This is a genomic window from Burkholderia sp. Bp8984 (assembly GCF_003853755.1).
Lineage (GTDB): Bacteria > Pseudomonadota > Gammaproteobacteria > Burkholderiales > Burkholderiaceae > Burkholderia.
On record NZ_QTQN01000010.1, the window covers coordinates 31,279 to 46,603 of the forward strand.

Below are 15,325 nucleotides of genomic sequence, written 5' to 3' on the forward strand. Positions count from 1 at the left end.
GAGACCCGTCGATGTAAACGTTGCGACTTCAAGATCTTCGCGCCCGCGTTCTCCTCTACCATCGGCCGATCGCTTTTCACCATAAAGAGGAGACGGCCCCATGCACCGCGAACTGAACCAGCCGATGGGCGGCAACGAGATGCCGCGCTTTGGCGGCATCGCCACGATGATGCGCCTGCCGCAGGCCGACACGACCGACGGCCTCGACGTGTGCTTCGTCGGCGTGCCGCTCGACCTCGGCACGTCGAACCGCTCGGGTTCGCGCTTCGGCCCGCGCCAGATCCGCACCGAATCCGTGCTGCTGCGCCCGTACAACATGGCCACGCGCGCGGCGCCGTTCGATTCGCTGCAGGTCGCCGACATCGGCGACGTCGCGACCAACCCTTATGGCCTGAAGGATTCGGTGCGCCGCATCGAGCACGCGTATGACGAGATCGTCGCGCACGGCTGCCGGCCGATCACGCTCGGCGGCGACCACACGATCGCGTGGCCGATCCTGCGCGCGCTGCACAGGAAATACGGCAAGGTCGCCGTGGTGCACGTCGACGCGCACGCGGACGTGAACGACACGATGTTCGGCGAGAAGATCGCGCACGGCACGCCGTTCCGCCGCGCGGTGGAAGACGGCCTGCTGCAATGCGACAAGGTCACGCAGATCGGCCTGCGCGGCACCGGCTATCACGCGGACGATTTCGACTGGTGCCGCCAGCAGGGCTTCACCGTCGTGCAGGCGGAGGAATGCTGGAACCGGTCGCTCGCGCCGCTGATGGCGCAGGTGCGCGAACGCGTCGGCGACACGCCTGTGTATCTCAGCTTCGACATCGACGGTCTCGATCCGTCGTTCGCGCCCGGCACCGGCACGCCGGAAATCGGCGGCCTGTCGGTGCAGCAGGGTCTCGAGATCATTCGCGGGATGAAGGGGCTGAACATCGTCGGCGCGGATCTCGTCGAAGTGTCGCCGCCGTACGATCCGACCGGCACCACCGCGCTCGTCGGCGCGAACCTCGCATTCGAGATGCTCTGCGTGATGCCGGGCGTCGCCTACCGCTAATCCGATCGACAGGAACACGTTCATGTCCACCGCCGAGCTTTCCCCTTCCGCCGCGGCCATCGTGCTGCCCGCCGCGCGCATCGCCGGCCAGCCCGTGCGCACGCATTCCGACGAAGCCGGCGCGCCGATCTTCGATGCGTCGACCGGCGCGACGATCGGCTGGCAGGAATTCGCGACGGCCGCGCACGTCGACGCCGCGGTCCGCGCCGCGCGCGACGCGTTCGCCGGCTGGCGCGACACGCCGCCCGCCGAGCGCGGCCGCCTGCTCGCGACGATCGCCGAGCGCGTCGAAGCCGACCGCGAGCGGCTCGCGGCGCTGCAGATGCAGGTGAGCGGCAAGCCGCCTTTCGAGGCCGAAGCCGACGTCGGCGATGTCGCCGCGACGTTCGCGTATTACGCGACGCTGTGCGGGAACCCGGCGCTGTTCGAGGCCGAGCCCGTCGCGTTGCCGAGCGACACCGTCGCGGCCGAACGCTTCCACGACGCGGTCGGCGTCGCCGCGCTGATCGTGCCGTGGAACTTCCCGATGGTCACGACCGCGTGGAAGCTCGCGCCCGCGCTCGCGGCCGGCTGCACGGTCGTGCTGAAGCCGTCGGAACTGACGTCGCCGGCCGAGCACGCGCTGCTCGACCTGATCGCCGAAGCCGGCGTGCCGGACGGCGTCGTCAACGTCGTGAACGGCGGCGCCGAGGTCGGCGCGGCGCTGACCGCGCATCCGCTGATCGACAAGATCTCGTTTACCGGCAGCACGGCCGCCGGCCGCAAGGTCATGCGGGCCGCAGCCGAGGACATGAAGCGCGTGACGCTCGAACTCGGCGGCAAGTCGTCGCTGATCGTGCGCGACGACGCCGATCTCGACGCCGCGGTGTCGCTCGCGGTCGCCGGCGCCTTCACGAACGCGGGCCAGATGTGCTCGGCCACCGCGCGCATCCTCGTGCACGACAGCCTCTATCGCAGCTTCATGGCCGCGTTCGAGACGGCCGTGCGCGCGCTCGTCGTCGCGCCGCCTGCCACCGCGGAGGTCGCGATGGGGCCGATGATCTCGGCCGCGCAACGCACGCGCGTCGAGGCGATGCTCGCGCAAGGCATCGCGGCGGGCGCGCGCGTCGCGTTCAGCGGGCGCGTCGCCGAAGCCGGCGGCAACGGCTTCTTCATGGCGCCCGTCGTGGTCGCGGAGCCGCCCGCCGACAACCTGCTGTGGACCGACGAGGTGTTCGGCCCGGTCGCGTGCGTGAAGTCGTTCCGTACCGACGACGAGGCGATCGCGCTCGCGAACGACACGCGCTACGGGCTCGTCGCGACCGTCGTGACGCGCGACGCGGAAGTCGCGAAGCAGTTTCAGGCACGCGTGCGTGCCGGACTCGTGTGGATCAACGCGCCGCAACTCATCTACCCGCATGTGTGCTGGGGCGGCTTCGGGCTCAGCGGGATCGGCCGCGAACTCGGCGTGACGGGCCTGCGCAGCTACCAGGAACTGCGCCACGCGATGCGCGCGATCGATTGACCTGGGCGGCCGTTCAGGCCGCCGGCGGCACCATCCCCGGCGGGCCGGCGCGGCACCGCGGGCCATGCCGGCCGCGCGGGATGCCGAAGCCGCCGGGCAAAGCGGCCCGGCGCATCTTCGGCACCGTCACCGTCGATGCGCGGCCGCTTCGGCCTCCGTATCGTGATACTCGACGAACGCCGCGATCTTCCCGCTTTCGATCGTGAGCAGGTGCACCCAGTCGTCCTCGTAAGTGCGCCCGGTCGAATGGACACGCCAGCGTTGCGTGCCGAGCACGACGACCCGGTTGCCGCTCGCGATGAACTCGAGCGGCTCGAAGCGTTCCGCGGTCTGCGTCGACGCAAGCGCCGCGAAGAACGCCGCGACCGCCTGCGGCCCATGCCGTCTGCCGACGAACGGAACGACGTCGGCCGGCCCCGGGATGAACCAGTCGACGCTGTCGGACAGCGTCCGCAGAATGCCCTCGATATCCGCGCGGCCGAACGCCGCGTATGCCTGCTGCACGAGTTGCACGTTGTCTTGCTCGCTCATCGCTCCCTCCCGTCATCGCAGGTTCGCCGCGTCGCGGCGCGGAATTCCGGCCGCGGACAATTCAGCATAGTCGAACCGCGAAGCGGCCCCCATGAGGGTCTCCGGCAATCGGGCCGTGTGGATTCCGTATGAGCAATCCGTTGCGTGGTCGCATCGCCCTGCCAAATGAAGCAATGCGCCGACGAATACGCGGCATGGCCGCGATCGGCGCTCCGCCACGAGACGAGATGCGGATGAGTCCGCGCCGATATCCCGCATAATCGGGCGTTGAGCGCCGCCGCGGGAAGAGACATCGTGCGAGCGCATCAATTCAAAACAGGAACGGGTGCGATCCGGCTCTCGCTGCAAGGCGCCGCCGCCCGCCCCGGGGGAAGACCAGGCAATCCCGCTGAAGACAGGACACCGACACATGGACCGAGCCGAGCACATCAGCATCGAACAGGCGGTCGATCTGCCCGCCGACGAACTGAACGGATGCGACTTTTCGTTCGAGATCGCGTGGGAGCTGAATGCGCCGTACCAGGATCTGCTCGATTTGCGCGCGCTGCCCGTGCAGCGCAAGGACTACGGCTTCGATCCGGCCGGCTGGGCGCGCGAGGCGTCCGGCGGCACCGCGCTGTTCCGCGCGAGCGCGGGCGGGCGCCTCGCGGGATTCGTCGCGATCACCGAAAGCTGGAACGGGATGGCCGAGATCGCGGAACTCGCGGTCGATCGCAGCTGCCGGCGGCAGGGGATCGGCCAGTTCCTGCTCGCGGCCGCGGAAGCGTGGGCGCGCAGCCGCGGGTTCGGCTTCATGCGGCTCGAAACGCAGGCGAACAACGTCGCGGCCTGCTGCACGTACGCGCGGGCGGGCTTCGTCGTGGGCGGCCACGACCGCTTCCTGTACGCCGACGGCGCGAACGACGGGGAAGTCGCCCTCTTCTGGTACAAGGATCTGCGCGACGGGCAAAGCGCGAAGAGCCGGACGGTCGATCCGGAATCGATGCGGCCGCTGTCCTGACCGACGACCCGCCGTCGCCCGCTCCGGTCCTGCTTGCGCCCCTGCTTTCGCCTTACTTCCGCGTCGCGACGATGAACAGGCGCGGGAACGGCAGCAGCACGGTGCCGTCGTCGAGCGACGGGTAGCCATCCGGACCGGCGAGCGCATCGCGATAGCGCGCGACGAACGCGTCGCGTTCGCCTTCATCGAGTGCCGCGAGGAACGGCCGCAGCGCGCTGCCCTTGAACCATTCGACGACCGCGTCGGCGCCGCCGCGCAGCGGATGGTAGTAGGTCGTGCGCCAGACATCCACCCGCGAACACGAGGGCGACAGCAGCGCGTAGTAATACCGCGCGTCGAACCGCTCGGTGCGCGCCGCGCCTTTGAGCTTGTCCGCCCAGGGCCCGCCCGCGGCGACCGCGCGCATCAGCCGGTGCGCGGGTTCGTCGAGGTTGTCGGGCATCTGCACCGCGAGATGGCCGCCCGGCGCGAGCCGGCCGACGAGCGACGGAAACAGCGTGTCGTGCGCCGGCACCCATTGCAGCACCGCGTTCGACAGGATCAGGTCGTAGCCGCCCGGATCGTCCCACGTGGAGACATCCGCGAGATCGAAACGCAGCGCGGGCAGGCGCTTGCGCGCGGCCGCGATCATGTCCGGCGACGCGTCGATCCCGCGCACCGTCGCGTCGGGTGCGCGCGCGATCAGCGCTTCGGTCGAATTGCCGGGCCCGCAGCCGATGTCGAGCGCGGTATGGATCGGCGTGTCCGGCACGGCGGCCAGCAGGTCGCGGACAGGCCGCGTGCGTTCGTCTTCGAATCGCACGTACTGTCTGGCGTATTGATCGAGTGGCGTTGTCACGATATGCCTCCGGGTCGGCGTGGACGGCGTCGCGCTACCCGTCGCCGTCGATGCAGCACATGCTGCGATCCCGCCGGTCTTCGGTAGCGACGCCGGCGCGGTGACGTCAGGCTACCTCGCTCAAAGCGTCTTGACCATGAACACGCGCGCCGTCCCTTCCGGCTCGCACGGCACCTCGCCGAACGCCTCGTAACCGTGCTTCCGGTAGAAGTCCGGCGCCTGGAACGTAATCGTGTACAGCACCGCGCGGGCACACCCGCGCCGCTTCGCTTCCGCTTCGGCCTCGCGCAGCAGCCGGCTGCCGAAACCGCCGCCACGCAGCGATTCCGGCAGGTAAAAGAGGTCGATGAAGAAGAGGCCCAGCGACGTCCGGCCGGTGAGGCCGCCCACGACCTCGCCGGTCGCGGGATCGGTCACGTAGACGTCGAGCGCCGCCGTGTCGGATCGGCCCGTCATCGCGTGGTTGAACTCGGCGAGCTTGCGGCTGATGAGGTCGCGTGCGGCCGGCTGCTCGATGTCGGTCAGTTGAAGCGAAACGGCGGGATGCGCGTTCATTGCGTGAAGGTGTACGTGAAGGGGCCGCCGGGCCTGCAGCGTCCACGGCGGACGTCGTGAATCGACGCGAAACGACCAGGCGTCAGTTGTACCCGAGAATCGCCACCGCCGCGACATCCGGCCGATCGATCGTGCTGCCGACGAGCGACGTCATCGGCTCCTGCAGCACGGCCTGATACGACGTCACGCGCACCTCTTCCGGCGCGCCCGCGTCATCCCGAACGGGTTCGTCGAATGCGTCGTAGCCAGTGAAAAATCCCGCTTGCGTTTGCGTAAAAGTCATCTCCACTCCTTTCGATATGTCGTCGATGTTCTGATTCAATTTGCCTGTTTCAACGCCGCCGCTTGCACGGTTGCGCCGCCATGCGCGGCCTCCGACCGCGCGAGCTGCGCGCGCGTGCGCCGCGTGATGTGAATCACCGCGAACACGACCGGCGCGATCAGCAGGCCTTCCGCGAGTTCGGGATCGACCGGCAGGTTCATCACGTGCAGCGCCTTGAACGCCGCGGTCGCGAGCGACAGCACGTAGTACGAAATGGCCGCCACCGACAGCCCTTCGACCGCATGCTGCAGATGCAGCTGGTTGCGCGCGGTGCGCTCCATGCCCGCCAGCAAGCGCGTGACGTCCTTTTCCTGCGCGAGATTCACACGCGTGCGCAGCAGGTCGACCGCGCGCGCGATCCGCGCGGCGATCTGCTCGTGACGCGCCCACACGCTGCGGCAGGTTTCCATCGCCGGCGCGAAGCGCCGCTCCATGAACTCCGCGATCGTCGGCATCCCTTCGATGCGCTCCTCGCGCAGCTCGTGGATACGCGCCAGCACGAGCTTTTCGTAAGCACGCGACGCGCTGAAGCGGCCGCCGGACCCCGACAGCGCTTCGACCCGCACCGCGAGATGCGTGAGCTTCACGAGCAAGGCCGCGTCGTCGCCGTCGGCGCCGCCCGCGTCCATCCGCTGCATCAGCGCGTGCAGCGCCGCGTGGATCTCGTCGAGCTCGCGGCTCATCCGCCGTGCGACCGGCAACGCGAGCAGCGCCATCATCCGGTACGTCTCGATTTCATGGAGGCGTTGCAGCAGGCGGCCGCCCTGCTCCTCGCGGAAATCCTCGTCGACGACGAGAAAGCGCATGAAGCCGTCGTCGCGCACGTGCCAGTCGCAGAACACCTTGCCGCCGCCGAGCACGTTGCTGCCGACGAGCGCGGGCCCGTCGATCCAGCGGCGCAGGTCGCCGCACACGAGCCGCGCGGCATCGCCCGACAGCAATTCCATGCGCACCGCGACGAAGCGGATGCCCGCGAGCCGTGCGAACCAGGCGGCCGGGATCCCTTCGATCGCGAGATCGTCGAAATAACCGGTGTCGCGGCGCGGCGCGACGAACGTGAAGGTCGAGAATTCGGTGTGGCGCTCCCACTTCAGGTACCAGCCGCCCGGCGATTGCACCGCGTAGTGGGTCGCGCCGTCCTGCGGCGCGGCAATGCCGGTGTCGCGGCACAGCGCGTGCAGCAGCGTTTCGTGGATGTCGGGCTGGCCGTCCGCGTAGATCGCGTAGTGCGTGAGCGACACGGCCTCGGCGAGCCGCAGGAACGGCCGCGCATGCAATTCCGCGGCCAGTGCGGCACGCAATGGATGATCCATCATCGGTACACCACTCTTCCCTGTTCGGCGCTGCGTGCCGGGCACGCCGGCGTGATCGCCGCACCGCATCGAACGATGCGGCCGGCTCGATGCCACTATGGCAGACACACAGCGACAATAAAAACGCATAATGCTGATCGTTACGTTCAGTTTTCCTGATACCGATGAAGATGCTCGATCACGACGTGCTGGCCACCGTCGTCGCCGTCGCGGAAACCGGCAACATGACCCGCGCCGCCGAAGCGGTGAACCGCTCGCAATCGGCCGTGAGCATGCAGATCAAGAGCCTGGAAGACGCGATCGGCCGGCCGCTGTTCGTGCGCAAGCCGCGCAGCATCGTGCTGACGCGCGAAGGCGAGGTGCTGCTGGGATTCGCCAGACGAATGCTGGCACTGCGCGACGAGGCGTGGGCGGCCGTGGTGCGGCCGGAAGTGACGGGTAAGGTGGTCATCGGCGTGCCGGACGACTATGCGTCGTCGCTGCTGCCGTCGGTGCTGAAGAAATTTTCGGCGACCTATCCGAAGGTCGAGATCCAGGTGATCGGGCTGCCGAGCAGCGCGCTCGCGCCACTCCTGAAGGACGGCACGGTCGATCTCGTGTGCGGCACGCGCATCAAGGGGCTGTCCGGCGACTTCATCCGCCACGAGCCGATGGCGTGGGCCGCGATGACGAACGGGCCGCGCGTATGGGAAGAACGGCCGCTGCCGATCGCGGTGTTCATGCCGGGCAGCGTCGCGCGCGAGAACGCGATCCGCAGCCTCGAACGCGCGAAGCTGCCGTTCCGCACTTCGTATGAAAGCCCGAGCCTGCTCGGGCTGCTCAGCATGGTCGAGGCCGGCCTCGCGGTCGCGCCGCTCGCGCGCTGCGCGATTCCCGCGCAACTGTCGATGCTCGGCCGCTCGCACGGGCTGCCCGATTTGCCGCCGCTCGAACTGATTCTCGCGCGCAGCACGAAATCGAAGCGCCCGCCGTGCGACTTTCTCGCGGAACAGCTGATGGAAGACCTGCAGCGGCAAACCGGGCAGACCGGCGACGCGTGATCAGCGCGTCGCGCCGAACCCGGCCGCGCCCAGCGCCGCATTGACGTTCGCGGCCACCCGATCGACGAGCGCTTCCAGCGTATCGCCGCATACCTGCGCGTGTTCCGGCGCGACGTGCTCCGCGCGTTGCCAGCCCCACTGCGCGCCCGACACGACCGACAGCGTCGCGCCGAAGCGGTTGCCATGGCGGCGGCCGAAAGTGCTCACGCGCCGCCCGGCCACGTAGTCCTGCTCGGGCAGGCAGAGCCGGATCTCGACCGCGACCTGGTCGCGATCGTTGACGCGCGCGGCGGGGCTCACCGACGCTGCGAACACCTTGCCGATCCGCCAGGTCACGAAGCTCTCCCAGGCCTCGAGCGGCCCGCCGGCCGCGTCGACCCGCTCGGTGTCCACCGACCACTGGTGCCGGTCGGGCACGACGATCGCCTGATGCAGCAGCATTTCGGCCACGCGCACCGTCGTCACGAGCTGACGCGCGAGTTGCTGGCCGGACGGCAGCAACGCCGTCCGTAACCGGCCGCTCGTCGGCCGCGCGACAGGTACGGCTTCCAATAGATCCATGACTCCTCCGTATTCGTGATCGGCGCCGCGCACGCAGCATCGCGCGCCGGTTCGCCGCCTGCGGGCGGACGACACGGCGACCGGCGATCGGGCGGCGGATCGGACAAGCCATCAAGGAACGAACGACAACCCACGAGCAACAAGCGTTCCCGGCTTTACCATCCGGTCGGCCCGACATGCAACCGGCACGCGACCGGCCCGATCACCGCATCGGCCTGCTGCGCGATCAACATGTGCAGCGTGAAATCCAGGTCTTCCGGCGCGATGTCGAAGTGCACGTGGACCACGTCGCGCACGGCACGCGCGCTGACGACATACACGCCGAGCGGGGAATGCAGCAGCGCCGCGAGCCGGGCGTGCGCGCGCTCGCCGGAATCGGCCGTCAAGGTGACGGGCAACTGCAGGCGCGGGCGCGGCGGCGGGAACGGAATGACATTGCCGGGTGCGCCGGCGCGCAACTGGCGGCCGGCGACATCGCAGGCGGGAACGGGATGAATGAAGGTCATGGAGCGGACGGAGGCCGTCCCGGCTGTTCGACACGTCCCCAGCTTAGAAGAGACCGGATAAACGTCGTGCAAAAAAACGGGCCGCCCGTGCAAAAAACGGCACGGGGGACACAACACGACACCGAGCTGCGGCGGGCCGCGCGGTCGTCATGCGCGCGTTGCGGCCGCGCGCCGCGGTTCGCGTCAATCTCACCCGCGTTTGCGCCGCCCCGCCCCGCTAAGCGAACGCTTCGAGCGACGCGCGCCGCCGCTCGTCGACCATCGATTCGATCAGCGAAACCAGATCGTCGGTCAGCGGATCGCAGATGCCCGGCGAGCGATGCAGTTCGAGATCGGCCGCCGGCAGCGGCGGCAGCCCGTCGGTCTCGTCGAGCACGCGCCAGTTCTCGGGCAGCGTGCAGCGGTCGATCATCGTCACGGCCGCGCCGTGGTTCACCGCGATCTTGATGCCGGTCGGGCTCTGGCTCGTATAGACGACGTGATACGGCCGCTCGGCCGTCGCGAGCGCCTGCAGCCCGCGCTGCCGGTAGCAGCACGTCTCCGGAAACAGCGCGAGCGGCACCGACGCCTGCGGGCCGAGCGCGAAATCGCGGTGCGCGGCCCACACGACCTCGTGCCGGCCGAGCAGCCGCCCGCCCGCGTTCGGCCCGTGCCGCACGACGAGCGCGACGTCGAGCTCGCCGGCCTGCAGCCGTTCGAGCAGTTCGAGCGAGGTGCGGCAATGCACGTGGAAGCGCGCGCCCGGCCGCATCGCATAGAACGACTTCAGCAGGTCCGGCAGCCACAGCTCCGCATAGTCCTCGGGCAGCCCGAAGCGCACGACGCCGCGGTCGCTGCTCGCCTGCTTCAGCGCAAGGATCGCGTCGTTCTGCACCTGGATGATGCGGCGCGCATGGATCAGGAAATTCTCGCCGTCGCGCGACAGTTCGAGCCGCCGGCTGTTGCGCATGAACAGGTGCGTGTCGAGCCGCTCCTCGAGCGTGCGGATGCGCAGGCTGATCGTCGATTGCGTGCGATGCAGTTGCCGGGCCGCAGCGGTGAAGCCGCCGCTCTCGACGACGGCGACGAATGCGCGGATCAGCTCGGGATCGAGCGAACTGAGCTTCGACCAATCGGGCCTTTGAATGGCAGCCATCGGAATTACTCGCTTTCGAAAAAAGAAGGGAAGACGAAAGATAGGGCTCGGAGCACGCCGATTGTTGTCCGGAAGCGCCTGGCCCTCCAACCCCTGCCCGGGTATGACAAACCCGGAGCCGGTTCGCGAATGCCCACCCGCCGATCCCGCCCCGCCCGCCGTCACGACGCCGGCCGAGGCCCGCCCGGCTGGCCTCCGCGCGCCGGGCCCAGGGCATTCCCGGAGACGACGAAAACTCATAGCCCGATCAGAAAACATCGATTCACCGGCCGCGCCGCGGCCAACCAAAATCGCCTCACACCCAACCTCATCGACGAGACACCGCAATGACCGCATCTCAACCCAGGCAGCTTTACATCGGCGAAGGCTTCGAAGGCCCCGGCGTCAACCTCGCGCACATCAACGTGCTGGTCGGCCCGCGCAACGGCCCGGCGGGCCAGGCGTTCGCCACGGCCCTCGCGACGCCGTCGGCCGGCCATGCGCCGTTCGTCGTGATCGCGCAGCCGGGCGTGCCGACCAAGCCGCTCACGCTGTACGTCAACAAGGCGCAGATCGCCAACGATTTCCACGGCAACGCCACGTGGGGCGCGTCGCAGGCCGGCATCGCGAAAGCGGTGGCCGAAGCGCTCGAGAACGGCACGCTGCCGCCCGAGGCGGAGAACGACTGGGTCGTCGTGTCGGCGAACTGGGTGAACCCGCAGACCGACGATCTCGATGCCGTGTTCGAGAACAACTATCGCGCGTGCCGCAACGCGATCGTCGCCGCGATGGAAGGGCTGCCGCATCGCGATGCGGTGTTCGCCGCCGCGCGCGACGTGTCGAACCCGTTCTACACCCCGAAGAAAAACTGACGACGACAAGCGGCCGACACAAGGCCGCACCTGGAGGAAACATGGAATACGTCCGCCTCGGCCAGTCCGGCCTGAAGGTGTCCCGCCTGTGTCTCGGCACGATGAACATGGGCACCCCCGAATGGAAGCCCTGGATCTTCGACGAAGCGCAGAGCGAGCCGATCGTGCGCCGCGCGCTCGACGCCGGCGTCAACTTCATCGATCTCGCGGACTTCTATTCGACGGGCGTCGGCGAGGAAGTGGTCGGTCGCATCCTGAAGCGCAACGCGCGCCGCGAGGAGCTCGTCGTGACGACCAAGGTCGGCTACGACATGGGCAGTTATCCGAACGCGGGCGGCCATTCGCGCAAGCACGTGCTCGACGGCATCGACGGGTCGCTGAAGCGGCTCGGGATGGATTACGTCGACATCTTCATGCTGCACTTCTTCGACGTGAACACGCCCGTCGAGGAAACCATGAGCGCGCTGCACGACATCGTGCGCGCGGGCAAGGCGCGCTATATCGGCGTATCGACGATGTACACGTGGCAGTTCGCGAAGATCATGCAGGCTTGCGAACGAAACGGCTGGGACAAGCCGATCAACATGCAGCTGCAGCTGAACCTCGCGTATCGCGAGGAAGAGCGCGAGATGGTGCCGTACTGCATCGACCAGGGCGTCGGCGTGTCGGTGTTCAGCCCGCTCGCGCGCGGCCTGCTGACCTGCGAGCCGCAATCGACGCGCAACCAGACCGACTTCTTCACCGCGCAGATGTATGGCGACGCTGCGTCGCTCGCGATCGCGGAATCGGTCGCGAAGGTCGCGAAGCGCCGCGGCGTACCGCCCGCGCAGATCGCGCAGGCGTGGGTGCTGAGCCGCCCCGGCGTCGCGAGCATGCTGGTCGGCGCGGATTCCGTCGCGCAGTTCGACAGCGCGCTCGGCGCGCTCGAAACGCAGCTCACCGAAGAAGAACTGCACGAACTGGAACGCAACTACACGCCGTGCGACCTGATCAACGACTACACGGCCGGCAAGCGCATCGCGCGCGCGTCGCGTCCGGCGCAGGGCAGCTTCGCAACGGACTGAAGGGCTGCGGCTCCGACGCACTGAAGGAACGACACACCATGAACGAATTTCTGAGGACCGGCCATTACATCGGCGGCGAATGGCACGAATCGCATGGCGCGAGCGATGCGACCTATCCGGTGCTGAACCCCGCGACCGGCGAGACGATCGCGAAAGTCGCGAAAGGCGGCGCCGACGACACGCAGCGCGCCATCGACGCGGCCGCGCACGCGTTTCCCGCGTGGCGCGCGCTGACCGCGAAGGAGCGCGGCGCACGCGTGAAGCGCTGGGGCGAGCTGATGCTCGAGCATCGCGATGCGCTCGCCGAGCTGCTGACGCGCGAGCAAGGCAAGCCGCTCGCGGAAGCGCGCGGCGAAGTCGCGTACGCGGCGAGCTTTCTCGAATGGTTCGCGGAAGAAGCGAAGCGCATGTACGGCGACGTGATCCCGAGCCCGAAGCCGGATTCGCAGATCGTGGTCACGCGCGAGCCGGTCGGCGTCGTCGCGGCGATCACGCCGTGGAACTTCCCGCTCGCGATGATCACGCGCAAGGCCGGCCCCGCGCTCGCGGCCGGCTGCACGATGGTGCTGAAGCCGTCCGAGGAAACGCCGCTGTCGGCGTTCGCGCTCGCAGTGCTGGCCGAGCGCGCGGGCGTGCCGGCCGGCGTGTTCAACGTCGTGTCGGGCGACGCGGTCGCGATCGGCGAGACGCTGACGAGCTCGTCCGTCGTGCGCAAGCTGTCGTTCACGGGCTCGACGCGGGTCGGCAAGCTGCTCGCGAAGCAGTCGGCCGACACGCTGAAGAAGCTGTCGCTCGAACTCGGCGGCAACGCGCCGTTCATCGTGTTCGACGATGCCGATCTCGATGCGGCGGTCACGGGCGCGATCGCGTCGAAGTTCCGCAACACGGGCCAGACCTGCGTATGCGTGAACCGCTTTCTCGTGCAGGACGGCGTGTACGACGCGTTCACGCGCAAGCTGGCGGACGCCGTGCGCACGCTGCGCGTCGGCAACGCGCTCGCCGGTGAGGTCGACCAGGGGCCGCTGATCAACGAGGCGGCGCTCGGCAAGGTCGAGCGGCACGTGGCCGATGCAACCGCGAAGGGCGCGCACGCGCTCACCGGCGGCAAGCGCCACGCGCTCGGCGGCACGTTCTACGAGCCGACCGTGCTGACCGGCATGACGCCCGACATGCTGATCGCCGAAGAGGAAACCTTCGGTCCCGTCGCCGGCTGCTTCCGCTTCACGACCGAGGAAGAGGCCGTCGCCGCGGCCAACGACACGCCGTTCGGGCTGTCCGCGTACTTCTACACGCGCGACCTCGGCCGCGCGTGGCGAGTGTCGGGTGCGCTCGAGAGCGGGATGGTCGGCGTCAACGACGGGATCATCTCGACCGAAGTCGCGCCGTTCGGCGGCGTCAAGCAATCGGGGCTCGGCCGCGAAGGCTCGAAGTACGGCCTCGACGAATACGTGGAACTCAAGTACACGCTGATGGCCGGCCTCGGCCGCTGACCGCTCCACGCGGTCGCCCCGCGCCGCGCGCCGCCCGGGCGCGCGGCGCCTTGCAGGGCGCTCGCGGGCATTCCTGCCCGCGCAGGCCGCTGCATCGCGCATGACAATCCAGGAGGCAGCTTGACCCCAGCCAACGTTCAATCCGGCACCGCGCGCGCGTTGCCGCTGTCGCGTGGCGCCGAGGCGCCGCACCGCCCCGTCGCGCTCGACGACGTGCCGCTCAACCGTTTCCACGTGAAGATCGCCGGCCTCACGTTCGGCGCGCATTTCACCGAAGGCTACACGCTCGGCACGATCGGTTATGCGCTCGCCGCGCTCGGCAGGCAGATGCCGATCGACGCGTTCTGGATGGGGATGATCGGCAGCTCGGCGCTGATCGGCATCTTCTTCGGCAGCCTCGTGTTCGGCTGGCTGTCCGACCGGATGGGCCGGCAGAAGATCTTCCTGACGAGCTTCGTGATCATCACGGCGGCCGCGTTCGCGCAGTTCTTCGTCACGTCGCCGCTCGAACTGTGCGTGCTGCGCGTGCTGATCGGCTTCGGGATGGGCGGCGACTTCACCGTCGGCCACGCGATCCTCGCCGAATTCTCGCCGCGCAAGCATCGCGGTGCGCTGCTCGGCTCGTTCAGCGTGATCTGGACGCTCGGCTATGTCGCCGCGAACGTGCTCGGCCTCGCGTACGGCGACGCCGCGCCCGACGCATGGCGCTGGCTGCTCGCGTCGGCTGCATTGCCTGCGCTGATCGTGCTGGTGCTGCGGATCGGCACGCCCGAATCGCCGCGCTGGCTGCTCGGCAAGGGCCGCGTGCAGGAAGCGCGCGCCATCGTCGCGAAACATTTCGGGCCGCACGTGACGCTCGACGGTTCGGCCGAACCGCAGGCGAATGCCGGCTTCGCGCGACTGTTCCGGCGTGACCTGATCCGCCGCACGCTTTTCAACTGCGCGTTCTTCGTGTGCCTCGTGATTCCGTATTTCGCGATCTACACGTTCCTGCCGACGATCCTGAAGACGATCGGCCTCGCCGAAGGCTTCGGTGCGGACCTGCTGCTGAACGCGTTTCTCGTGCTGGGCGCGCTGATCGGCATCTGGCTGACGATCCGGCTGTCGCGACGCGGCTTCCTGATCGGCTCGTTCGCGGTGACGTGCGCGTCGCTCGTCGCGCTCGCGGTGCTGCCGTCGGCGGCGGCCGTCGCGATGATCGTCGCGTTCGCGATCTTCACGCTGACGATGTCGGCGTTCAGCAACCTCGTCGGCGTGTTCCCGCCCGAGTGCTTCCCGACCGAAGTGCGCGCGAGCGGCGTGGGCCTCGCGATCGCGTGCAGCCGGCTCGGTTCGGCGATCGGCACGTTCCTGCTGCCGGCCGGCATCGCGACGCTCGGCTTTCACGCGACGATGTTCGCGCTCGCGGGCGTGTTGCTGGTGGGGATGATCGTGTCCATCGCGTGGGCGCCGGAGACGAAGCATCTGACGCTGGAGGAAGCGTCGGGGCATTGACGAGGGTGGCGGGCTGCGTGGCCGCCGGCTTCATCGCGCGCGAGGCTTTTGCCTCGACTCGCCGCCGATG

At 68.7% G+C, this 15,325-nt stretch carries 16 protein-coding genes; 8 read left to right on the forward strand and 8 right to left on the reverse strand.

The annotated features are described in order from the left end of the window. Positions 1-100: 100 nt before the first annotated feature. Together speB and DID98_RS12740 are read left to right on the forward strand one after the other, a co-directional pair. Positions 101-1,051, forward strand: a complete 951-nt coding sequence (speB, locus tag DID98_RS12735; protein ID WP_124570812.1) for an agmatinase — start codon at positions 101-103, stop codon at positions 1,049-1,051. 22 nt (positions 1,052-1,073) lie between these two features. Next, the gene (locus DID98_RS12740) at positions 1,074-2,555 is read left to right on the forward strand and encodes an aldehyde dehydrogenase family protein (RefSeq protein WP_124570813.1); all 1,482 of its coding nucleotides are present in this window, start codon (positions 1,074-1,076) and stop codon (positions 2,553-2,555) included. Between the two features lie 126 nt (positions 2,556-2,681). On the opposite strand, the gene DID98_RS12745 is transcribed toward DID98_RS12740, so the two are convergent. Continuing rightward, a complete protein-coding gene (locus DID98_RS12745; RefSeq protein WP_124570814.1) occupies positions 2,682-3,086 on the reverse strand; it encodes a nuclear transport factor 2 family protein in 405 nt (134 codons plus the stop codon). 409 nt (positions 3,087-3,495) lie between these two features. Here DID98_RS12745 and DID98_RS12750 point away from each other — a divergent pair, with 409 nt between their 5' ends. Then, on the forward strand, positions 3,496-4,086 hold the full coding sequence (locus tag DID98_RS12750) for a GNAT family N-acetyltransferase (protein WP_044848062.1): 591 nt from the start codon (positions 3,496-3,498) through the stop codon (positions 4,084-4,086). A gap of 52 nt (positions 4,087-4,138) precedes the next feature. Here DID98_RS12750 and tam read toward each other — a convergent pair whose 3' ends face one another. From tam to DID98_RS12770, 4 genes are all read right to left on the reverse strand, one after another. After that, the gene (gene tam, locus DID98_RS12755; protein WP_124487029.1) at positions 4,139-4,924 is read right to left on the reverse strand and encodes a trans-aconitate 2-methyltransferase; all 786 of its coding nucleotides are present in this window, start codon (positions 4,922-4,924) and stop codon (positions 4,139-4,141) included. A 120-nt stretch (positions 4,925-5,044) separates the two neighbouring features. Continuing rightward, positions 5,045-5,479, reverse strand: coding sequence for a GNAT family N-acetyltransferase (locus DID98_RS12760; protein ID WP_124570815.1), 435 nt, complete (start codon positions 5,477-5,479; stop codon positions 5,045-5,047). Between the two features lie 82 nt (positions 5,480-5,561). Continuing rightward, positions 5,562-5,762: a hypothetical protein gene (locus tag DID98_RS12765; protein WP_124570816.1), complete on the reverse strand. Its 201-nt coding sequence runs from the start codon at positions 5,760-5,762 to the stop codon at positions 5,562-5,564. Between the two features lie 35 nt (positions 5,763-5,797). Continuing rightward, positions 5,798-7,117, reverse strand: coding sequence for a DUF3422 family protein (locus DID98_RS12770; RefSeq protein ID WP_124570817.1), 1,320 nt, complete (start codon positions 7,115-7,117; stop codon positions 5,798-5,800). 161 nt (positions 7,118-7,278) lie between these two features. Between DID98_RS12770 and DID98_RS12775 the strand changes: the two genes are divergently transcribed. Beyond that, on the forward strand, positions 7,279-8,154 hold the full coding sequence (locus DID98_RS12775; protein WP_044848057.1) for a LysR family transcriptional regulator: 876 nt from the start codon (positions 7,279-7,281) through the stop codon (positions 8,152-8,154). Here DID98_RS12775 and DID98_RS12780 read toward each other — a convergent pair whose 3' ends face one another. The 3 genes from DID98_RS12780 to DID98_RS12790 all read right to left on the reverse strand — a co-directional run bounded on the left by DID98_RS12780 (position 8,155) and on the right by DID98_RS12790 (position 10,356). Next, positions 8,155-8,715 (reverse strand): hypothetical protein, encoded by a 561-nt coding sequence (locus DID98_RS12780; protein ID WP_124520832.1) that lies wholly within the window; start codon positions 8,713-8,715, stop codon positions 8,155-8,157. 155 nt (positions 8,716-8,870) lie between these two features. Beyond that, a complete protein-coding gene (locus DID98_RS12785; protein ID WP_124570818.1) occupies positions 8,871-9,221 on the reverse strand; it encodes a hypothetical protein in 351 nt (116 codons plus the stop codon). A 217-nt stretch (positions 9,222-9,438) separates the two neighbouring features. After that, entirely contained in the window at positions 9,439-10,356 is a 918-nt protein-coding gene (locus DID98_RS12790; RefSeq protein WP_044848054.1) for a LysR family transcriptional regulator, read from the reverse strand. Positions 10,357-10,682: 326 nt separating this feature from the next. Between DID98_RS12790 and fae the strand changes: the two genes are divergently transcribed. The 4 genes from fae (at position 10,683) to DID98_RS12810 (ending at position 15,255) form a co-directional block, all read left to right on the forward strand. Further along, a complete protein-coding gene (gene fae, locus DID98_RS12795; protein ID WP_124520836.1) occupies positions 10,683-11,207 on the forward strand; it encodes a formaldehyde-activating enzyme in 525 nt (174 codons plus the stop codon). A gap of 41 nt (positions 11,208-11,248) precedes the next feature. Beyond that, complete coding sequence (locus DID98_RS12800) at positions 11,249-12,271, forward strand: aldo/keto reductase (RefSeq protein WP_124487033.1); 1,023 nt, start codon at positions 11,249-11,251, stop codon at positions 12,269-12,271. A 38-nt stretch (positions 12,272-12,309) separates the two neighbouring features. Further along, positions 12,310-13,761 (forward strand): NAD-dependent succinate-semialdehyde dehydrogenase, encoded by a 1,452-nt coding sequence (locus tag DID98_RS12805; protein WP_044848052.1) that lies wholly within the window; start codon positions 12,310-12,312, stop codon positions 13,759-13,761. 159 nt (positions 13,762-13,920) lie between these two features. Next, positions 13,921-15,255, forward strand: a complete 1,335-nt coding sequence (locus DID98_RS12810) for an MFS transporter (protein WP_260426244.1) — start codon at positions 13,921-13,923, stop codon at positions 15,253-15,255. The last annotated feature ends 70 nt before the right edge of the window (positions 15,256-15,325 follow it).